Genomic DNA, 19,253 nt, shown 5'->3' with positions numbered 1-19,253 from the left:
GACTGGTAGAGTAAAGGGGCGCGTGAGCGCCCCTTCTTTGTCGTTATTCCTTGATCTCGAAAACGACGTTTACCGAAACATTATAGCTGTTTTCACCAGCTGCGACTGGAACTGAATCCTCAGGGGCAGCGGCTGCCATCATCTTGGCCTGACGCGCGATCGGCATCGGCATAGGCGGTCGGCTCTGTTCGTTGATTTCAACGACGCGACCGAGGCCAACGCCTGCTGCATCAGCAAGGGTCTTTGCCTTGGCAATCGCATCAGCAACGGCACGCTTACGGGCTTCGTTGATCGTGGAAGCTGGATTATCGTTCACGAAGGTAAGGTCGCCGCCCTGATTGACGCCAAGCGTTACTGATTCATCGAGAACATTGCCAACCTTGGCCAGATCACGCACACGCACGCTCAGGCTGTTGGATACGCTATAACCGCTTATTTTTGGTTCTTTCAGGCCATTCTTGTCGTCTGGGTAGACATAACGCGGCTGAATATTGATACCGCTGGTCTGGAGATCACGCTCCTCGACGCCGGCCTTTTTCATTGCTTCCAGCACCTTGGCCATTGCTTCATTATTGGCCGTCATTGCTTCGCGCGCCGTTTCAGCATCGCGCAATACAGTGAGGTTCAGAATTGCCATGTCCGGGGCAGAGTTCATCTTGCCTTCGCCGGTCACTGCAATGCGTGCTGGCTGCTTCGTCATGTGATTCTCCTGCGCTGCAGCTGGCAGTGAAAATGCACCTGCAAGCATGATTGCCGAAAATGAAGTGGCAAGAAGGGTAGTAGCGCGGTTGTTCATAAAATCTCCTGTAGAGAAAGTTGAGGCAGCTTGTGCAAAGCAGACTCCTTGAGAAGCCATTTCTGCTTTGTCATTGAGTGTATTTAAGTTCCCTCTAAAGCAAAACGCCACAATATCTGGCCTGAAACGCAGTTGATTTGCAACCTGGCGGTTCAATTCAGATGAATCGTGTCTTGAGTTGCATGAATGACAATCGAATATGTGCGCATTAGGGCAACTCGTGTAATTGACAGCTTGTGTCGTATCTTTCTTTAGGGTAGGTGCAGTGTTGCGTGGGCCTGTAGCTCAATTGGTCAGAGCCGGCGGCTCATAACCGCTTGGTTGGGGGTTCGAGTCCCTCCGGGCCCACCATTTTCTCCACAAAACTTATTCTCGATTTTCAATGGGTTTCGCTTACTCAAGCGAAGGAACCTTGTGAGCTGTTTTGAAATAGTTTTCGACCACGGTAGTCATAATCAACAACGTCGCAGTTTAAGTGTTGATTAGATGCAATAACGGCGTGACGCATTGTATTTCATTAATTAGAAATTCCTGTGTGAACTATAAAAACAGGTGGGAATCACAGTGAGTTATAAAATGGGACGGTGGTCTGGCGAGGGTCAGGCCGCGGGAATTATTGCGTCTGATTGTAAGAAACTGAAGCGTGCTTCGGCATTTACCAGCGCTGCTGGTGCTCTTGCTGTAGCCGTTGGGATCGCTGGCGTATCAATGAGCAGCGATGCTGCTGCGTATGATTACGGTCAATATGCCAATCAAACAGTCGATAAACTGATAAATGATTATCCGGGCCGATATCGCGGAACTGCTAATTTTGAAGCTGCAACCAGCTGGATGCAGTCGCGGCTTGGTGTGGGATATGAAACATCAATCCAGAACTTTAATTGGACAGCTAGCGGCACCAGCCGTGCGTCGAAGAACGTAATCGCTTCGGCAGCTGGTACGACCGGAAAATATCTCGTGGTGGGCGCGCATTACGACACGTTCTTCGGTCGGCCTACCTTGCAGGGTCTGGATGACAATGCGTCGGGCGCTGGCGTTCTGACCGAAATTGCGCGCAACATGGCCGGTATCCAGCTTGAAAACGGGTTGGAAGTGGTTGGCTTTGGTGCGGAAGAAGAAGGTTTGCGCGGATCGCGTGCCTACGTCGCTTCGTTAAGCGCTGAAGCGCGCGCCAACATGCTCGGCATGATCAATATCGACAGTCTGATGACCGGCGATAAAATGTATGCGCATGCAGGCCGCAACAGCGTCGCTAATCCAGCTCTGGCGTCTTATCGCGAGCAGATTTTCAGAATTGCGGATGAGCTGAATATCTCGCTCTTCACCAATCCTGGATTGGACCCGGCATATCCGGCCGGTACAGGCTGCTGTAGTGACGGTGATAGTTTTCTTGGTCTTGGCATTCCGGTCCTCTACATGGAATCAACCAATTGGGAACTTGGCGATCTTGATGGCTATACACAGACCGATAATCCAGCGATCCCGGGAGGCAGCACCTGGCATAATCCGGCGCGCGATAATGAACAGGTCTTAACGGACGCCTTTGGCGAAGAACGTGTCGAACAGCGCCTACGCGATTATTCACGGCTGTTGACCCGCCTTGTGCTGGAGCTGACCAACGCCGACCTTCTTGCTTCGACAGCTTCAGGCGGCGCGATGATCAGGCAGATGTCGGATCAGCTTGGCCGTCAGCATGATGCTCTGGTTAACCTCCATAACCGCCGCTGGCTTAGTTTGCTTGAAAGCGACCGCGCTGTCGGGACGTTTAAGGGCGAAGCGAGTATCGAAGGCGATATCTATCCCGGTAGCGGCTTCGATCTACCTGGCGTATCCGATGCAACGCGTTTGGGCATCAATCTTCTCGGTGATTATCGTTACAACGATTCCTGGACCTTCGGCGGCAGTATCGGATTTCAACGCAGTCACGATAAGCTCAACCACGAGGGTTCCATCGAGAGCGACAACTGGCAGGCTGGCATTTATGCGTTGTTTCAAGACAGCGCCTCAAATTGGCTTGCGGGTGATTTGAATATCGGGCGTAGCAGCTTCGATAATAAACGCTCGATATTCCTACAGGCGATTGACGGCCCAGTGCTACTCGATCAACGACTTTCGTCAGATACGTCAGCCTTGTCTTGGGGCGCTCGGGTTGAGGGTGGCCATGACTTCACATTGGGCGGCGTAAAAAGCGGCCCGGTCGCTGGTCTTGATTATATGCGGTATCGCATCAACGGCTTTGACGAAGACAGCGATTTCCGCACCGGCATGAGCTATGACAAACAAACGTTTGATTCATTCGAGGCCAGTATCGGCTGGCGTTTGCATGGCACAATTGCGCTCGGCAATGGAATGGTTCTCCGTCCATATTCCAGCGTGAAGTGGGTGCATGAGTTTGCAGATGGTCGTCCTGACAGCATCCAGCTGACAAGCCTCTCGGATGGCGGTGTGCGTATCGCCGATTTGGGCAATGTTGATAAAGACTTTGGACGTGCGCAGCTTGGTGCTCAGCTCGCTGTAACTGAACAGGTCGGCGTCTTTAGCGAAATCAATGCGCGCTTTGGCCATGACGACGGAAATCAGGTTGGCTACTCTCTCGGTCTTCAGTTCCGCTTTTAGAGCGCTGGTGCGCTTTAGTCAGAGCGAAACGTGTTCTAAGCAGTGAATTGAATTTCAATCCGAATTTAATCTGGTTGATTTCATAAGCTCATACGGTTGTAGCCCGCCCGGTTTAATCGCCAGGCGGGCTTTCTCATGCGCGAATTACGCGTGGCCGCGACGATTTTACCTGTTCAACAATTTTTTAGGGGTCTGTTAAGGAAATAGTAACGCAATGAAACAATTTTTTATGCTGCGTGATTGGCGATATTATGGAGGTTTCAGGCAATGACTAAAAAAACAACCACTGTTGCGTTGGCGCTTGCAGGGTTGGTGGCGAGTTCTTTCGCGGCTTCGGCTAAAACAAGTCATGTTGGTGAGTTTCGGGATTGGGGCGTTTATCAGAACACGCAGCTGCCCGGAAACAAATGCTATGCTTTGACTGTGCCGTCGAGTTTCCTTCCGGCAGGCGTCAGGCATGGCGATAATTTTATCATTATTTCCAAGTCTGGAGGCGGTTACAGCCCCCAGCTCGTTATGGGTTATCAGCTTAAAGCCGATAGCACGGTGAGGGTGATGGTGGACGGTGCGCAGTTCCCATTTTTCACTGAAGGGAATCGGGCTTGGGCACAGAACGAAGGCGATGAGGCGCGCATTATCAACGCAATGCGGTCTGGCCGCTCGGTTAACGTGCAGGCCACTTCGGTTCGTGGCACGCAGACACGCTACACATTCTCGCTTATGGGACTGTCGGCATCGCTTCAGCGCGTTGATCGCTGCTAAGCAAGAAAAAATGAAGCCCCGCCAGAGGGCAGGGCTTCATTTCGTTAGAGCTTGGGCGGGCTATGACAGCCACTGCTGGTGCTTGTACCAGTCATCGATGTCGGACTTCACCCGGTCCTTAGCGATACCGTAGCGCTCCTGAATCTTGCCTTCCAACTGTTCGCGGCGACCATTGATCTGGTCAAGATCATCGTCAGTAAGCTTACCCCACTGTTCCTTGACCTTACCCTTAGCCTGTTTCCAATTACCTTCTACGCGATTCCAGTCCATTGGATTTCCTCCGTTCTGGTTAGTTGTGATTAAACAACGCGTCAAAGGCTGTTTGGTTCAGATTATTGGGCCGTTTTTCAAACTCTCCTGGCCGGATTGCAGTTTCGTTGAACTCAAAGACCGAGGAACTTGAACGGTTCGGAATCCTTGAAATCTTTGTTTACGACGCCGGAAAAGATGTTGCGCTGATCTGGTCCCAGATCGAGTTTCTGAACCTTCCCTTTATCGGCTGAAAAATCGATTGTGTTCAGATCGACCCAGAAGATGTTGGGCGTAAGCGCAGATTCAAAGAAATAGAGCTTACGTTTGTGATCAGCGACCGTGCGCCAGCGTGTCGATGAAATGTTCGGCTGATCAGGTGTGGTGATGCCGAAAGGTACTGACGTGTTGCGAATGACGCTGAAAACGCTCGCCAGTGCTTCGACCGGTTCTTCTGACTTCGGAATAGCATTGATGTAGAAGGCCGCGCGTGTGAAGCGATCCGAAGCCCGATTGGTGCCCGGCAGCATCACCGTTCCGCCGATCTGTGTCCAATAGGAGTGAAGTGCCAGCTGTTCATCAAAGGTCGGCGAATTGGTCATTACCTGATATTCACGGCTGTGATGAATGACCTGTTTGCCGTCGATATATTCGATGATGGCGCTGTCACCTGATGCGTCTGACATGGAGAGATGCAGCGTTGCTAGCCTGCTTTCACCGGGAACCTTGTCAGTGACGATTGTGAATGGGTTGGCACTGAGCGCTTTAACGGCTTCATCGACGGTCGCGAAATTGTCGAGCACATATTGCGCCCAGGCCGCGATGGACAGGCCGGGACCCGTTCCGTCATATTTCGGATACTCAGATTCAACCAGCCATAACACATTGGCCACAAGACCGGCTTCGTTCATGCCGTCGGTTGTGGAAATGTCGTAGCCGGAGGAAATGACGCTTCCGTATTTAGACTTCCACTTGACGGAGTTTGGTCCGGCTTCACCTGAACGATCCATTCCGCGGGGGAAAATCCAGAGATTGGTGCCGACATCAACTTTCCAGTCCATGGAGCGGGCAGTGATTACCTGATCATTCGCCCCGAGATAGACTACGCGTGTGCAGGCTTCGACGACAGGTGCGACAAACATACTGACGGCGACGAGAGCGCTGGTGCATGCAGCGGCAAAGGACTTTCTCAGAATAGCCATTGGTAACCCCCTTGTTGAAACGGTCGACGCATTTCTCAACTTTATGCGCTGCATTCGTGACGCCTATGACGGCAGTCTCTTGCAGCACTTGATCGGTATTTATCTCTCACCGCCATAACCACGGCGTTTCCATTCGGCAAGCAGCATGATGTCGGGCGGACCGCCGCCTGCTTCATACCAGGAATCAACGGCCCAGCGCTCGCCATCCTTCGCTTGGATTACGGCGGTCCAGTGTGGATAGCGGCCGTCAATAAAGCTGCCGCGTGTTGTTTTGCGTGCTGGCGAATGATGTTTTAGCCAGCCTCGCGCATCCAGATATCGGATAAAATTATCAGTGTTGGTCGATTCATCGATACAATCCATCTGGCCTTTGATGCGCGCTTTGCCAAATTGCATTCGCGGTTTGTCGCGCACGCCGATGAAAGCCGTGCTGCGTTGCTCAAACAAGGCAATTGCTGACCGCAACGCTTTACGTTCGGCGGCGGGCGATTGCGCTCCCTGGCGCATGAGGCTTTGAACTCGGCGCAGATCCTGGGCAGATAAAGTCACCTTGGTTCGATAATAGCATTCATAGCCATGACAAACACTGAAAGTCTGAGCCTCGGCCTTTGGCGCAGCTACAAAGAGCGTCAGTGCAGTGATTGCTACGGCAAGCGGTTTCATAACGACTTCCTATTTCGCTTTCAAAGCTGCGGATCAGGTTTGCTTCTGGTTTGTAAACAAGAGCGATGGTTCAAGACGCTCTATCCCCTGATAAGGATTGGCATGAATGGCGAGAATCCATAGACAAAATGCTGCCGTGATCGAATAGATTACCATAGCTTTTATCCCGGCCGTTACTCTGTCCGCATGTGTTGCGGCAATTGTAATTATCGTCAGGACCGTTAGTGAGAACAGTAGATACCACTTATACATGTCAACCGAAGTTGAGCCGACAGAGAGCCGTGCATTGCGCGCATCCTGCAATTCATCAAAATCGCGGACGAGCTGGGATATGATCGGTGCAGGAATGTCAGTTTTGGCGAGGTGTACGATCTCACGCCGAATATTTTGCAGTGCAACCTCAACGGAATGAACGGGATAAATGTTACTGTTCCCCTGCCATTCGTCCTTAATGACTGCAGAGCGATATTCGGACAACGAATTCACGAGCACAGGCGCGTTGAGAATGTCGGGGCTTGCAGCTCCGATCAGTCGCGAGATTGATGACCGCTCTTCGCTTGTAGCCTGATCAGCCTTCGAGTTCGCTGTCCAGATATCCGCGGCCACAAACCCAAGCGAGAGCGCCCAAGCCGTGGCAATAGTGCTGATGAAAGCACCGATCGGGATTGATAAAATATCGTGATTGGCATGGCGAGACAGTATGTGGAGTGCCAAGCGGCCCACAAAATAGACGGCAACACCGAGTATCGCGAACGTTACGAACGAAAGATACACGGATAGTTCGAATATTGATGTCATCCCGCGCCCTGTTCCCCAAAATCTATAACCTGCTCAGGTAGTTGAGGCCATATTAGAAAATCTTGCAAGTATGAAATGGCTTTCCATTATTTCTTGCTAAACAAAGGCTTGCGCTCGATCCTGGTTATTTGGCTGTCCAATTCCATGGACAAGCAAAAACCGCCGGGAAACCCCAGCGGCTTTGAGTTACGGCTTCACCAATCGCAGAACTGCTGAATGGGTATCAGAACTGGACCGAGAGGCCGATGACAGGGCCGTGCTGGGTCACGTCATATTTGAACTTCTCGACGCCATCATTGTCGCGATAATCCTGGTAGAGCGCACGGTAGCCGACGCGCCAGGTGGTAGGAACATCAAATACCAGCGTGCGATAGCCAAGATAGATCTGACCATTCGCACTCAGCTTGGTTCCTGCGCCAAAGCCGCCAATATCCGCTTCTGCGAAGATGTTCCAGCGATCATTGATATCGTAGAAGACACGCGTCCCGATGAACGGATCAGTCCAATCTGCTTTACGAGATGCGCTGAATGGTCCGATATTGACCTTGGCTTTCAGTTCGGTCCAGCGAACGCCCACAGTCGGCTCAATTGCGAAGACGCGCTGTCTGCCGAAAAGTGTAGTGCCCTCGAGCTGCTGTTCATAGAGGCGATAGTAGACGCCACCTGAGAGGGTTGTCGATGTGATGTCCATGTCGAGCTGTTCATTAAGAACATCCGCGCCCTGACTGGTCTTGGTATATTGGCCATCAAAATAGGCGCCGAATGTACCATTCGTCACTTCGACATTGCCCATGAAGCTCATATCGAGATTATCGAGAATGTCTTTGAACGGCACGTCAACATTCGTGTTCAGCCCAAGTAGGCCTGCTTTACCGTTCAACGATGCACCCCAGACATAGGGGCTGAAAATCACACGCCAGCGCTGTTGATCCTGAATATCGGTCTGAACAGGAGGAGCAGCGACGATATCGGCAGCGTGGGTGGCCCCAGCAGCCGTTAATATAAAAGAGCTAGCTAATATAATATTTCTAAAAGTAGTATTCAGTAAATTATTACTATCGATGCGCGAATTGTTTCTGTTCACGGCATTATCCTCTCGGAACCTAATTTAGAAACATATAAAAGACACGGCCATTAAAGGCTTAATCCATAATTATGTTAATCATGACAAGAAATAAACCAGAAAATGAATGTAATACAGAGGTTTTGTCTGTTGACTTTGCTCTGAGGCAACCGTTCTATTCCGATGCAATTGGATTAATGAATGTTTCTGGCTTCCGAATGTGGCCGAGCTCCCAAGTGGCTGCATTTTATCAATCCAGGCATCTAATTTTGTGATGAGGTTTATCATTCAAAAGAATTGGTCTATCTGGAAGTCCTCTTACCGAATGTTGGCTCGTGGTGCAGCGGTTGCAACACTTGCTTCGGCACTCATCGTCCCGCAGGTGGCACAAGCCTGCACGAGTTTTGTATTGCCGACAACAGACGGTAGCGTCGTTTACGGACGCACAATGGAATTCGCTTTCCCAATCGATTCCGATTTGATCGTACTGCCGCGCAACTTTGAAATTTCAGCCACACCGGCAGATGGCAAGGAAGCCAAGTCGTGGAAAGCCAAATATGCGGCGGTGGGCATGAACGCTTTCGGCGTCACCGCACTCGCGGATGGTATGAACGAAAAAGGCCTGACCGGCGGCGTTCTTTATTTCCCTGATTTTGCAAAATACACCGATCCTGCAGATGCCAAAGCTGAAGACAGCCTTGCACCTTGGGATGTTCTGACCTGGGCTTTGACAAATTTTGCAACTGTTGCAGAAGTGAAAGAAGCGCTGAGCAATATTTCAGTCGTTACAGTTATCCAGAAGAATATGGGCATCGCTCCGCCGCTGCACTACACCCTTCACGATGCCACCGGCGCATCCATTGTCATCGAGCCAGTTGATGGCAAGCTGAAGGTTTATGACAATCCACTTGGCGTGATGACGAATTCACCTTCGTTCGATTGGCACATGACCAATCTCCGGAATTACGTCAAATTGTCGCCGAATAATGCGAAGCCTGTGAAAATCCTCGGGGCTGAAATCACGCCGCTTGGCGAGGGTTCAGGCATGTTGGGCATTCCGGGCGACACGACACCACCATCGCGTTTCGTTCGTGCTAGCGCTTATGTCCTGTCAGCCAAACCGGTTGCCAGTGGCGTCGAAAGCGTGCGACTTGCTGAGCATATCGTCAATAACTTCGACATTCCAAAAGGCTGGATCGAAGAGCCGAATACACCTGCTGAATATACACAGTGGAGCACAATCGGCGATTTGAAGAACCAGGTCTATTACATCAAGACTTACGATGATCCGGTTCTTCGCGGCGTTTCGTTCAAAGATCTGGACCTCGATGCCAAGGATATGCAGACGATCAAGATGCATCCTAAGCTTGAGCCAGCTTCACTTATTGAGAAAAAGTAAGCTGGTAAGAACTCTGAAAATGAGGGCGGCCGATCAGGTCGCCCTTTTTCAGCGGTTCCAGTTAGGAAAGAATCGTTGGAACCGCTGTAACTATTTGTTTTTACGCATTATCCGACGCAAAACCGCTTCGCACTTTTGCTGGAAATGCTATAATTATGGTACGTCGTCGTAACCGACTACTCCGCCCTCGTTTTCGAGATTGGCAATTCGTTTTGCTTCGGAGCGGCTAAATTTCAGACGCACGCCAAGTCCACCACCGTTCTCCCAGATAAACTGAGCGCCCACCTTCTCCAGCGTATCTTGCAGCGCCTGTATTTGTTTATCGGAAGGCGTTCCGAGCTTCCGTTCGAACTGTTCAATGGTTCCGGTGTCGATACCCGATAGTTGTGCCAGTCGCTCGCGAGAGAATTCTACGAGTGCGCGTGCTGCACGGCATTGCGGCCCTGTTATCATAGTAAACTTCCTATCCGGATGACATGGTTTCTGCCTCTGATGTCGATAAGTCTATGACAAATAACCACGAAAACCATGCGGCTTTTTGCTAGCAATGAAGTGCGACCGTTAACGATCACGCAATCTTGAAGCTTGCGTTTTTTCGTGAACACAATTTCGCCATTGTTTTTCTTGTCCGCCGCGGTGTCGCTTCTTACATAAAGAAGAACTCCCGCAGGAGGATGCCGTTTGTCTGGCTCCTTGCCAGATCGATAGTTCGGCCTGCCTCATAAACATAAAAATCAGATGGTTTCCGATGACCACTTATAAATATTTCATTTGGCCTGCGATTTTCACGGTCATTGGACTTCTCTGCGCTCTCTGGCTGGGCTATTCGACAACCGGCACCGTCGGGGGCATGGTCTCCGTCTTCATCATCTGTGCGGTGCTGAGTGTTCTCGAAATTTCCCTTTCATTCGACAATGCCATTGTGAATGCACGCATTCTGCGTGACATGACGCCCAAGTGGCAGCATCGGTTCCTGACCTGGGGTATTATCATCGCCGTTTTCGGTATGCGGATCATCTTCCCGCTGGCAATCGTTGCGGTTGCCATGTGGACAGACCCGATTTCCGCACTGAAACTCGCCATTTGGCAGCCTAATGAATATGCGCGGGTCATTGCCGAGTCTCACACGGGTATCGCAGCCTTTGGCGGCACATTCCTGCTGATGGTTGGCATGAAATACTTTTTCGACGTCGAGAAAGATGTGCATTGGGTCAAGATCATCGAGAGCCGCATGTCGAAGTTCGCGTCGGTTCAGGGTGTTGAAATCGGCGTTGCCGTCGCACTCATTCTCTTCTTCTCCTATCAGCTTGATGCTGAGCATTCGCACACATTTCTAGTCGCCGCGTTGTTCGGCCTGCTGACCTTCCTTGCAGTTGAGGGCTTGGGCGAAGTGCTCGACGCTTCGCAGGAACAGGTGGACATGGTTCATCGCGGCGGTCTTGGAGCTTTCATCTATCTTGAAGTGCTGGATGCCAGCTTCTCTTTTGATGGTGTGATCGGTGCCTTTGCGCTCACCACTAATCTGTTTGTGATTGCAATTGGTCTTGGCATCGGTGCGTTCTATGTGCGTTCGCTCACCATTATGCTGGTGGAGCGTAAGACGCTCGGCCAGTATCGCTATCTTGAGCACGGCGCGTTTTACGCGATTATGGTGCTGGCCGTGATCATGTATGTGCAGACGCTTGTCCACATTCCGGAAGTCATCACTGGTCTGATCGGCGCAGTGCTGATCGGTCTCTCGCTGCTGTCATCCATTCGCTACAACAAGAAAAACCCCGAGTGGCAGAATGAGGCCGATGAAGCGGCACTGCATTGATAAACGGCTTACAAGCGAAACGAGAAAGGGAGGCGAAAGCCTCCTTTTTTCTTGAGGCTTGACGGAATCAGCAGAGTTAGCGAGCTTTGGTGAGCTCCCGGCGCTGATAGGCCGGAGCATATCAGCATATGCCGCAAGCCTATAAGCCAGCGGCTACGACTTTTTTGGAGAGGGGTCTTCCATGGTCGTTACTCGTTTGAGCAAAACCGCCTTTGTCGCGGCAATCGCTTTCTTCGCAACACTCGTTTCGTTCGGCAATATCACAGACTACGGAAGCAATTTTGCTTTCGTCCAGCATGTGCTTCTGATGGATACGATCTTTCCGGACGCAACCATCAAATATCGCGCGATCGATAGCAATTTCCTACATAATGCCGGATACATTCTGATTATCGCGGCAGAGACGTTGACGGCAATTCTTTGCTGGATTGGTGCTTTTGCCATGTTCGGTCGCCTGAGTGGTGATGCAAAGAGCTTCAATCACTCTAAGAAATGGGCAATTGCTGGCCTGTCTGTTGGCTTCCTCGTCTGGCAGGTAGGCTTCATGTCGATTGGCGGCGAATGGTTTGGCATGTGGATGTCTTCTACCTGGAACGGTATCGAATCCGCTTTCCGTTTCTTCATCACCATCATTGCCGTGCTGATTTATGTCGTCCTGCCAGATGGCGAGATCGAAAAATAATCAGATGAAATGAGATGCAAGGGCGGGTTCGTTGATGAGTTCAACGCCCGCCTTTTGCATTTGATCGAGCATGGCATCCATCGATCCGCCTATGTCTATGCCGCGACAGGCGTCGAGCCGAACACGCACGCGAAAGCCATGCGAAACGGCGTCGAGCGCGGAATAGGCAACGCAGAAATCGGTTGCCAGTCCGGCGATTGTCAGAGAGCCAATGTTGCGATCACGCAAGTATCCGGAAAGACCGGTCGGCGTCTGCCGGTCGTTTTCATAAAAAGATGAATAGCTGTCCACGCCAATGCGGAAGCCCTTGCGAATAACGAGCTGCGCGCGCGTCCACTTTAAATCTGGATGAAAGTCGGCTCCATGTGTGCCTTGCACACAGTGATCGGGCCATAATGTTTGTGGGCCATAAGGCATATCGATGGTGTCGAATGGCTTCTTACCAGAATGGCTTGTGGCGAAGCTTGAGTGACCCGCAGGGTGCCAGTCCTGTGTCAGAATGACATGTTCGCTCTCATCGATCAGCCGGTTGATAGCGGGCAGAATTTCATCGCCCTTATCGACAGCCAGTGCACCGCCGGGGCAGAAATCATTTTGCACATCAACGACGAGAAGGGCATGACCGATCATAAAACGCTCCTGACTGCTTTGATGCGATTATAATCAGCGGCAAGGGTGCTTGCCAGCAATTATCCGCGTTCTGGTATTACATTGTCTTTGGTGCTACCGACCTGCTTTCTTTTACGTGAATAGGGGGTAGTTATGACTGATGAAATCACGCGCGACAGCAACGGAACGCAGCTGAACGACGGCGATTCCGTTACGCTTATTAAGGATTTGAAGGTCAAAGGAACATCAACCACGCTCAAGCGTGGTACGCTGGTCAAGGGCATTCGTCTGACCGGAAATCCAGACGAAGTTGATTGCAGCACAAAGCAAGTCAAAGGCCTCGTGCTGCGTACTGAGTTTTTGAAAAAAGCCTAATCAGGCATCAATTTCGACACGACCACGCGGACGGCTGCAACAGGCAAGAATGTAGCCTTCCGCGATCTCGTCGTCACGAATGCCGCCATTGTGGTTCATTTCGGTTTCACCGCCGACGCATTTGACCTTGCAGGTGCCACAGATGCCGAACTCGCAGGCGCTCGGGATTTTGAGCCCGCCATTGCGCGCTGCCAGCAGGATTGTGTCATTCTCGGTGCATTCGACTTCAACGCCGGACAGGCTGAAGACGACGCTGGCTGGTGCGACAGCGGGCTTTACCGGTGCCGCCGGTGTATCCACCGCCAGAGCAGAAGCCACTGGCACGGCAGAGATTTCGGTCGCAGGCTGGAAGCTTTCCTGATGATAATTGGCCATGTTGAAGCCGGATTGCTCCAAAAGGCCACGCACGCCATTCATGAACGGCTCAGGACCGCAGCAGAATACTTTGCGATGTAGAAAATCCGGCGCCAGCAGTTCGAGCCGGGCACGGTCGATACGTCCATGCAGGCCGGGCCAGACATGGCGGGCGGATGATTGCTCGACGATGAATGCAAGGCGCATGGCTTCCATACGGCCAGAGAGCAATTCAAGCTCCTTGCGGAAAATGATGTCATCAGGGGAGCGTGCGCAATTGATGAAGGCGACATCGGTTGCCGGTGCGCAGTCAAACAGCCAGCGCGTCATCGAAACCATTGGTGTGATGCCGGAGCCAGCCGAAATGAAGAGATATTTTTCACTCGGATGATTGGCGAGCGAAAAGTCGCCATTTGGGCCATAGGCCTTGATGGTCATCGGCGGGCGCAGATGGTCGAGCATCCAGCGCGTGCCGATGCTATCTTTCTGCGCTTTAACGGTGACTGAGATATGATAGGGCCGCGAAGGGGTCGATGACAGCGTGTAGGTCCGCAGCACCGGCCCCAATCCATCGGCCCGTTCAATCGGCAGTTCAAGAGTGACGAACTGACCCGGCGTATAGCGGAACCAGTTGTCCTCCAGCGTTTTGAAGGAGAAGGTCATAACGTCTGGCGCTTCTTCGATGGCCGAGATGCATTGCAGCATCTGCAACCTGTCGTTCCACGGCAGCATCTCGTCCAGATATTTCAGAGGCTGCATGGCCTTCTCACTTCTTCAATACGTATTACAGTTTATGCGACGCGGCTAAGCTTTGCCGTTTCACCCTTCAGGCGAGGTGTGACAGTGTTGGTGTACCATTCGAGGAACTGCATCACGCCACCTTCATGCTCGACCGAATAAGGGCCGGGCTGGTAAGCGGGTGAGCGAATACCGACCGCATTTTCTTCCACGATCTGGCGATCCTGGTCATTGGTCTGAATCCATACATGGGTCAGCTCATCAAGGTCGTAGTCAACGCCTTCAACGGCATCCTTGTGAACCAGCCACTTTGTCGTCACCATGGTTTCCTCGGCGCTGATTGGCAGCACGCGGAACGAGATGGCGTGATCGACCATCAGGTGATTCCAGGTCGATGGGTAGTTGAAGAGCAGCATCGCGCCGATATTGGTGTTACCCGCTACCTGATCGCTCAAAGGCTTCTTGACGGCTGGTTTGCCCGACATGGTGTAGCTCACGGCATCGCGCAGAAGCGGGATTCGGGTGATGCGGTAGCGGCCGTCTTCCGACATGTTAAACTCAGCAGGAAGGCCGATGGAGGCGCAGTTTTTCCAGAGCTGGTTGATTTCCGGGTCTTCCATCACACCCTGAACGCCGGTAGCGCTTGGTGCTTCAGGATAGGTGCGGCAAAGCTCAGGATGGTTGGCTGCGCAGTGATAGCACTCGCGGTTGTTTTCCCATACGAGCTTCCAGTTGCCTTTCTCGATGATCGAGCTTTCAAAGGCGACCTTTGCATCCTTGATATTGTGCGGTGCGAGATAAGGCTCAACGAGATTGCGGAAGCCATTGAAGTCCGGCGCTTCGTCTGCAAGGCAGACATAGATATAGCCCGCGACGTTTTCGCAGTGAACCTGCTTCAAACCATATTCGGCAGGCTTGAAATCCGGGCCGACCTGACGTGCAAACAGCAGGCGGCCATCGAGTTCGTAGGTCCACTGGTGGTAAGGGCAGACGAGCTTCGCTGCGGTGCCTTTTTCGGCGGAGCAGATGCGTGAGCCGCGATGGCGGCAGGAATTGTGGAACGCGCGGATGCCGCCCTGAGCATCGCGCACGATGACGACAGGGTATGCGCCGACCTGAACGGTCATGTAAGAGCCGGTTTTTGGCAGCTCGCAATCGTGGCCGACAAACAGCCAATCGCGATAGAAGATGTTTTCCAGATCAAGCTTGTAGAAATCCGGATCAGTATAAAATTTCTGCTCCAGGCTGAAATTTGGGTCGCGCCCGGTCAAAAGCCCCAGCATTTCGTTGCGAACGTCCATAGCCTCGAACCCTCTGTGTTCTGTCGTTGGATTGGCCTTTTGCTGTTCTCTCAGCGACCTTGGCCCGATCCGGTGTTCCCTTAATCCTCCGGAAGCACGGCTTTTCCCGTTATCTCAATGGCTTGTCTGTTCATCTGCCGATGTTCAGACTGGCTCCCGTTGTCATGATTCAATCATCGAAATGTTCTAAACGCGCATTGGGATGCGACATGATTTTCGCGTAAAGACGACACGCCAGAGCGTGCTTCGATCCGCGTCCAGCTGATCGGTGCTCTAACTCGTTGTTTAGACGCGTATCTTGTCCGAAAACCGCTCCATACTTTTCGGGATATGCTCCAAAATGACGCGCTGAGAATGATGCCGAACTTCGCAATTGTGTGAGACTCTCTCTTGTGGGATTGCCAAGAGGCTAAAAAGGCAGTTACCAAACTGCGAAATATATTCAGTTTCATTCCATGGGAGGTTCAGAGGCCATGAAACGTTCAGAAATCAATGAGATTATCCGCGAGAGCGACGCCTTCATCCGTTCCTTTGGCTACGTCATGCCTCCTTTTGCTTATTGGTCGCCAGAAGAGCTGAAAACGCGCACTTCGAGCGATGCAAAGGCCATTCTCGATGGTCGTCTTGGCTGGGACATTACGGATTACGGTCAGGGCAAGTTTGCGGATCTTGGCCTGTTTCTCTTCACCACGCGCAACGGCAATGCCGAGGACCTCAAGCGCGGTGGCGGTATGCTTTATGCCGAAAAGATCATGATCTCGCGCAAGAATCAGCTTTCGCCGATGCATCGTCATGTGGTGAAGGCAGAAGACATCATTAATCGCGGTGGCGGCACGTTGGTACTGGAACTCTTCAATTCGCGCGCCGATGGCAGCGTCGATGAAGAAACCGATGTAACGGTTGCAACCGATGGCCGTCTCGTGACGCAAAAGGCTGGTGCTCATCTGAAACTGAGCCCAGGTGAAAGCGTTACGCTTCTGCCGGGCAACTGGCACGCTTTTTGGGGTGAGGGCGCCGATGTGCTGATCGGTGAAGTATCGACAGTGAACGACGATCTGACGGATAATATTTTCCGTGAGCCGATCGGACGTTTTTCCAATATTGAAGAAAACGAACAGCCAGTACATCTGCTGGTATCAGATTATGATAAGTGGCTCTGAACCTAGCGATACTCCGGCTCTGGCCGTCTGCAAATGTCGGTTTTTGAGCTTCCGGTGCTCACGTACCCCAAAGTACGCTGCGCTCCGGGTCTCGAAAACCAACATTTTCGACAGGCCATAACCGAAATCTCAACTGGTTCAGCAGGCTTGCGATGAACAAAAAGGTCTAAACTTATGAAGCTGGCGATGATCGGGACGGGCTATGTGGGTCTGGTTTCGGGCGTGTGTTTTGCCGAATTTGGCTTTCACGTCACCTGTGTCGACAAGAATCCGTCGATCATCGAACGGCTTGAAGCGGGTAAGGTTACGATATTCGAGCCGGGGCTTGATGAGCTTATGGGCCGGAATATTCGTGACGGGCGGCTCGAGTTCAGCACTGATCTGGCGAGCAGCGTTGCCGATGCCGATGTCATCCTGATCGCCGTTGGCACGCCGTCGCGGCGGGGCGATGGCGAAGCAGACCTGCAATATATTGAGGCAGCTGCTGATGAAATTTCTGCGGCCATGAAGCCGGGGGCGGTGGTCGTCATTAAATCGACCGTTGTTGTTGGCACCAATGCGCGCATTCGTGATCGTATCGCGCAAGCGCGTCCGGGCGTTGCCTTTTCGATGGTTTCAAATCCAGAATTCCTGCGTGAAGGCTCTGCGATTGAAGATTTCATGCGCCCTGATCGCGTTGTCGTTGGTGTTGATGATGAGCGTGGTAAGGCTGCGATGCAGCGGCTTTATCGTCCGCTTTATCTGCGTGAAACGCCGATGGTGGTCACGTCGCTGGAGAACGCGGAAATCATCAAATATGCGGCCAACGCTTTTCTTGCGATGAAGGTAACTTTCATCAATCAGGTAGCCGATCTTTGCGAAAAGACCGGCGGTAATGTGCAGGAAGTCGCGCGCGCCATCGGCATGGATAACCGCATCGGTTCGAAATTCCTCCATGCTGGCCCGGGCTTTGGCGGTTCCTGCTTCCCGAAGGACACACGCGCCTTTGCTGCAACCGGCAAGAAATACGATGCGCCGCAGTCGCTGATCGAGGAAGTGATTTCGGTCAACGAGGCGCGCAAGCAAGCAATGGCAGAGCGCATCGTTACAGCGGCTCGCGAAAGCGGCGCGAATACGGTTGCTGTGCTTGGTGTCGCCTTCAAACCGAACACGGACGATATTCGTGAATCGCCGTCGCTCGATATCATTGCGGCTATCCAGAAGGCTGGCCTCTCTGTTCGTGCGCACGATCCGGAAGCGATGGATGCTGCAAAGGCAGTGTTGCCGGATGTGACCTGGTGCAGCTCCGCCTATGAGGCCGCAAAAGGCGCAGGCGTTGTGGCGCTGCTCACCGAATGGAATGCCTATCGCGCACTGGATCTGAAGCGTGTCGCCAATGCGATGGAAGGCAATGTGCTGATTGATCTTCGCAATGTCTATAAAGCCGATGATGTGGCCGGAACCGGACTTGATTATCGCTCAGTGGGGCGGACTCTAAAAATCCAGTAGCTAAAACAAAAACGCCGATCTGAACTCATCAGATCGGCGTTTTGATTTTGAGCGGTGAACAGCGAACTAGTCAGCCGCTGCCACGCGCTTCTTCTCGTTGGCAATCAGCCAGAGATTGCGGACATAAACGATAAGGCCCAGAGCCTGGCCCGCGATGAAGACCGGATCCTTGCGCTGTATCGCATAAATCAGCAGCAACGCGCCGCCAAACAGCGAAAAGAACCAGAATGCTACCGGCATAACACTTTTCTTGGCCTTCTCAGATGCCAGCCACTGCACGACGAAGCGCATGGTGAAACAGGCCTGTGCAATAAAGCCAAGAATGATCCAGCCGTCCCATTGTGCGACGAACACATCGTGCAGCCATTGAGCGAGGCTGTTGAAAATATCAGTCATGGGTAATCTCCGTCACGCGCGGCACAACCTTGCGACGCTTGCGCAGCCACCATACGCCATAAAGGTCGAGAATGCCGCGCAGGCCACGGTCGAGAATGCCGTAGTTGGATTTGCCATGGCGGCGTTCGCGGTCGGTGACATCGATGTGGACGACATCAAAGCCTTCACGCAGGGCCAGCGCTGGCAGATAACGATGCCAGCCGTCAAAAAATGGCAACTGGCGGAAAAGTTCAGTGTGCAGTGCTTTGAGGCCGCAACCGGAATCGCGCGTTTTGTCCTTCAGGATCGCGCCGCGCAGATTGTTGGCAAAGCGTGAGGAAAGCTGCTTGAGTTTGGTGTCGGTGCGCTTGAGACGCTGACCGGCGGCGATACCAAAAGCCGGGCCTGCATTGATCAAAGCGTCTGCAAGTGCTGGCAGATAGGCTGGATTATTCTGTCCGTCGCCGTCCATCGTCACAACAATCTGGCCACGAGCTGCGAAAACACCGGAGCGCAATGCAGCGCTCTGTCCGGATGAACGGTCGTGGCGGATATGGCGCAGCGGCTTGCCTGCGTGGATGCGACCAGCCAGCACATCGCTGGTGGAATCTGTCGAGCCATCGTCAACGACGATCACTTCATACGCGCGACCCAGCATGGCGCTATCGACTTCGTCGAGCAGAAAAGCGAGATTGTCGGCCTCATTGCGGCAGGGGATGACCACAGAAATCGTTGGTGTTGCCAAGCGGAGCTTCCTTCATTCCTTGCGCATTTGCCGTAAAATCGTGTGCTTAATATCTCAGTACA

The 19,253-nt window shown here is 52.4% G+C and carries 20 protein-coding genes and 1 tRNA gene; 9 read left to right on the top strand and 12 right to left on the bottom strand.

Going from position 1 to position 19,253, the window contains the following annotated elements; all coding sequences use genetic code 11:
* Positions 1 to 43: 43 nt before the first annotated feature.
* Positions 44 to 796, bottom strand: coding sequence for an SIMPL domain-containing protein (locus KMS41_07325; GenBank protein ID QWK76922.1), 753 nt, complete (start codon positions 794 to 796; stop codon positions 44 to 46).
* A gap of 274 nt (positions 797 to 1,070) precedes the next feature.
* Here KMS41_07325 and KMS41_07320 point away from each other — a divergent pair.
* From KMS41_07320 to KMS41_07310, 3 genes are all read left to right on the top strand, one after another.
* Positions 1,071 to 1,147 (top strand) — tRNA-Ile (locus tag KMS41_07320).
* Between the two features lie 225 nt (positions 1,148 to 1,372).
* Positions 1,373 to 3,412 carry an autotransporter domain-containing protein gene (locus tag KMS41_07315; protein QWK78808.1) on the top strand — a complete coding sequence of 680 codons (2,040 nt, stop codon included), beginning with the start codon at positions 1,373 to 1,375 and terminating at the stop codon, positions 3,410 to 3,412.
* Positions 3,413 to 3,679: 267 nt separating this feature from the next.
* Entirely contained in the window at positions 3,680 to 4,174 is a 495-nt protein-coding gene (locus tag KMS41_07310) for a nitroreductase family deazaflavin-dependent oxidoreductase (protein QWK76921.1), read from the top strand.
* Positions 4,175 to 4,234: 60 nt separating this feature from the next.
* Here the strand turns inward: KMS41_07310 and KMS41_07305 are convergent, their stop codons facing one another.
* From KMS41_07305 to KMS41_07285, 5 genes are all read right to left on the bottom strand, one after another.
* The gene (locus KMS41_07305) at positions 4,235 to 4,444 is read right to left on the bottom strand and encodes a CsbD family protein (protein ID QWK76920.1); all 210 of its coding nucleotides are present in this window, start codon (positions 4,442 to 4,444) and stop codon (positions 4,235 to 4,237) included.
* Positions 4,445 to 4,557: 113 nt separating this feature from the next.
* Positions 4,558 to 5,625 (bottom strand): linear amide C-N hydrolase, encoded by a 1,068-nt coding sequence (locus KMS41_07300; protein ID QWK76919.1) that lies wholly within the window; start codon positions 5,623 to 5,625, stop codon positions 4,558 to 4,560.
* Between the two features lie 99 nt (positions 5,626 to 5,724).
* On the bottom strand, positions 5,725 to 6,267 hold the full coding sequence (locus KMS41_07295) for a hypothetical protein (GenBank protein QWK78807.1): 543 nt from the start codon (positions 6,265 to 6,267) through the stop codon (positions 5,725 to 5,727).
* A gap of 54 nt (positions 6,268 to 6,321) precedes the next feature.
* On the bottom strand, positions 6,322 to 7,086 hold the full coding sequence (locus tag KMS41_07290; protein QWK76918.1) for a hypothetical protein: 765 nt from the start codon (positions 7,084 to 7,086) through the stop codon (positions 6,322 to 6,324).
* Positions 7,087 to 7,309: 223 nt separating this feature from the next.
* Positions 7,310 to 8,110: a hypothetical protein gene (locus tag KMS41_07285; GenBank protein ID QWK78806.1), complete on the bottom strand. Its 801-nt coding sequence runs from the start codon at positions 8,108 to 8,110 to the stop codon at positions 7,310 to 7,312.
* A 325-nt stretch (positions 8,111 to 8,435) separates the two neighbouring features.
* On the opposite strand from KMS41_07285, the gene KMS41_07280 reads away from it, so the two are divergent.
* On the top strand, positions 8,436 to 9,548 hold the full coding sequence (locus tag KMS41_07280) for a choloylglycine hydrolase family protein (GenBank protein QWK78805.1): 1,113 nt from the start codon (positions 8,436 to 8,438) through the stop codon (positions 9,546 to 9,548).
* Positions 9,549 to 9,701: 153 nt separating this feature from the next.
* Here the strand turns inward: KMS41_07280 and KMS41_07275 are convergent, their stop codons facing one another.
* Positions 9,702 to 10,001 (bottom strand): helix-turn-helix domain-containing protein, encoded by a 300-nt coding sequence (locus KMS41_07275; protein QWK76917.1) that lies wholly within the window; start codon positions 9,999 to 10,001, stop codon positions 9,702 to 9,704.
* A gap of 295 nt (positions 10,002 to 10,296) precedes the next feature.
* Here KMS41_07275 and KMS41_07270 point away from each other — a divergent pair, with 295 nt between their 5' ends.
* Positions 10,297 to 11,364, top strand: a complete 1,068-nt coding sequence (locus KMS41_07270; protein ID QWK76916.1) for a DUF475 domain-containing protein — start codon at positions 10,297 to 10,299, stop codon at positions 11,362 to 11,364.
* Positions 11,365 to 11,545: 181 nt separating this feature from the next.
* On the top strand, positions 11,546 to 12,046 hold the full coding sequence (locus KMS41_07265) for a DUF2165 domain-containing protein (protein ID QWK76915.1): 501 nt from the start codon (positions 11,546 to 11,548) through the stop codon (positions 12,044 to 12,046).
* Here KMS41_07265 and pncA read toward each other — a convergent pair whose 3' ends face one another.
* Positions 12,047 to 12,676 carry a bifunctional nicotinamidase/pyrazinamidase gene (gene pncA, locus KMS41_07260; GenBank protein ID QWK76914.1) on the bottom strand — a complete coding sequence of 210 codons (630 nt, stop codon included), beginning with the start codon at positions 12,674 to 12,676 and terminating at the stop codon, positions 12,047 to 12,049.
* Between the two features lie 132 nt (positions 12,677 to 12,808).
* Here pncA and KMS41_07255 point away from each other — a divergent pair, with 132 nt between their 5' ends.
* The gene (locus KMS41_07255) at positions 12,809 to 13,030 is read left to right on the top strand and encodes an alkylphosphonate utilization protein (protein QWK76913.1); all 222 of its coding nucleotides are present in this window, start codon (positions 12,809 to 12,811) and stop codon (positions 13,028 to 13,030) included.
* Here KMS41_07255 and KMS41_07250 read toward each other — a convergent pair whose 3' ends face one another.
* Positions 13,031 to 14,143 carry a hybrid-cluster NAD(P)-dependent oxidoreductase gene (locus KMS41_07250; protein QWK76912.1) on the bottom strand — a complete coding sequence of 371 codons (1,113 nt, stop codon included), beginning with the start codon at positions 14,141 to 14,143 and terminating at the stop codon, positions 13,031 to 13,033.
* A gap of 32 nt (positions 14,144 to 14,175) precedes the next feature.
* Positions 14,176 to 15,423: an aromatic ring-hydroxylating dioxygenase subunit alpha gene (locus KMS41_07245; protein QWK76911.1), complete on the bottom strand. Its 1,248-nt coding sequence runs from the start codon at positions 15,421 to 15,423 to the stop codon at positions 14,176 to 14,178.
* Positions 15,424 to 15,896: 473 nt separating this feature from the next.
* Here KMS41_07245 and KMS41_07240 point away from each other — a divergent pair, with 473 nt between their 5' ends.
* Together KMS41_07240 and KMS41_07235 are read left to right on the top strand one after the other, a co-directional pair.
* Entirely contained in the window at positions 15,897 to 16,583 is a 687-nt protein-coding gene (locus tag KMS41_07240; protein QWK76910.1) for a D-lyxose/D-mannose family sugar isomerase, read from the top strand.
* 174 nt (positions 16,584 to 16,757) lie between these two features.
* Positions 16,758 to 18,071 (top strand): UDP-glucose/GDP-mannose dehydrogenase family protein, encoded by a 1,314-nt coding sequence (locus tag KMS41_07235; protein QWK76909.1) that lies wholly within the window; start codon positions 16,758 to 16,760, stop codon positions 18,069 to 18,071.
* Between the two features lie 66 nt (positions 18,072 to 18,137).
* Here KMS41_07235 and KMS41_07230 read toward each other — a convergent pair whose 3' ends face one another.
* Both KMS41_07230 and KMS41_07225 read right to left on the bottom strand, forming a co-directional pair.
* A complete protein-coding gene (locus KMS41_07230) occupies positions 18,138 to 18,467 on the bottom strand; it encodes a lipid-A-disaccharide synthase N-terminal domain-containing protein (GenBank protein QWK76908.1) in 330 nt (109 codons plus the stop codon).
* Positions 18,460 to 19,191 carry a glycosyltransferase family 2 protein gene (locus tag KMS41_07225; GenBank protein QWK76907.1) on the bottom strand — a complete coding sequence of 244 codons (732 nt, stop codon included), beginning with the start codon at positions 19,189 to 19,191 and terminating at the stop codon, positions 18,460 to 18,462. The genes KMS41_07230 and KMS41_07225 overlap by 8 nt, the downstream gene beginning before the upstream one ends.
* Positions 19,192 to 19,253 lie beyond the last annotated feature (62 nt).

Source organism: Ochrobactrum sp. BTU1 (genome assembly GCA_018798825.1).
Lineage (GTDB): Bacteria > Pseudomonadota > Alphaproteobacteria > Rhizobiales > Rhizobiaceae > Brucella.
The sequence above is the reverse complement of the archived record's forward strand: the minus strand, read 5'-3'. Positions and strand labels throughout refer to the sequence as shown.

Excerpts from the sequence above, each read along its gene's own strand:
- KMS41_07325 (QWK76922.1), bottom strand. The coding sequence starts at position 796 with ATGAACAACCGCGCTACTACCCTTCTTGCCACTTCATTTTCGGCAATC.
- KMS41_07315 (QWK78808.1), top strand. The coding sequence starts at position 1,373 with ATGGGACGGTGGTCTGGCGAGGGTCAGGCCGCGGGAATTATTGCGTCT.
- KMS41_07310 (QWK76921.1), top strand. The coding sequence starts at position 3,680 with ATGACTAAAAAAACAACCACTGTTGCGTTGGCGCTTGCAGGGTTGGTG.
- KMS41_07305 (QWK76920.1), bottom strand. The coding sequence starts at position 4,444 with ATGGACTGGAATCGCGTAGAAGGTAATTGGAAACAGGCTAAGGGTAAG.
- KMS41_07300 (QWK76919.1), bottom strand. The coding sequence starts at position 5,625 with ATGGCTATTCTGAGAAAGTCCTTTGCCGCTGCATGCACCAGCGCTCTC.
- KMS41_07290 (QWK76918.1), bottom strand. The coding sequence starts at position 7,086 with ATGACATCAATATTCGAACTATCCGTGTATCTTTCGTTCGTAACGTTC.
- KMS41_07275 (QWK76917.1), bottom strand. The coding sequence starts at position 10,001 with ATGATAACAGGGCCGCAATGCCGTGCAGCACGCGCACTCGTAGAATTC.
- KMS41_07270 (QWK76916.1), top strand. The coding sequence starts at position 10,297 with ATGACCACTTATAAATATTTCATTTGGCCTGCGATTTTCACGGTCATT.
- KMS41_07265 (QWK76915.1), top strand. The coding sequence starts at position 11,546 with ATGGTCGTTACTCGTTTGAGCAAAACCGCCTTTGTCGCGGCAATCGCT.
- pncA (QWK76914.1), bottom strand. The coding sequence starts at position 12,676 with ATGATCGGTCATGCCCTTCTCGTCGTTGATGTGCAAAATGATTTCTGC.
- KMS41_07255 (QWK76913.1), top strand. The coding sequence starts at position 12,809 with ATGACTGATGAAATCACGCGCGACAGCAACGGAACGCAGCTGAACGAC.
- KMS41_07250 (QWK76912.1), bottom strand. The coding sequence starts at position 14,143 with ATGCAGCCTCTGAAATATCTGGACGAGATGCTGCCGTGGAACGACAGG.
- KMS41_07245 (QWK76911.1), bottom strand. The coding sequence starts at position 15,423 with ATGGACGTTCGCAACGAAATGCTGGGGCTTTTGACCGGGCGCGACCCA.
- KMS41_07240 (QWK76910.1), top strand. The coding sequence starts at position 15,897 with ATGAAACGTTCAGAAATCAATGAGATTATCCGCGAGAGCGACGCCTTC.
- KMS41_07235 (QWK76909.1), top strand. The coding sequence starts at position 16,758 with ATGAAGCTGGCGATGATCGGGACGGGCTATGTGGGTCTGGTTTCGGGC.
- KMS41_07230 (QWK76908.1), bottom strand. The coding sequence starts at position 18,467 with ATGACTGATATTTTCAACAGCCTCGCTCAATGGCTGCACGATGTGTTC.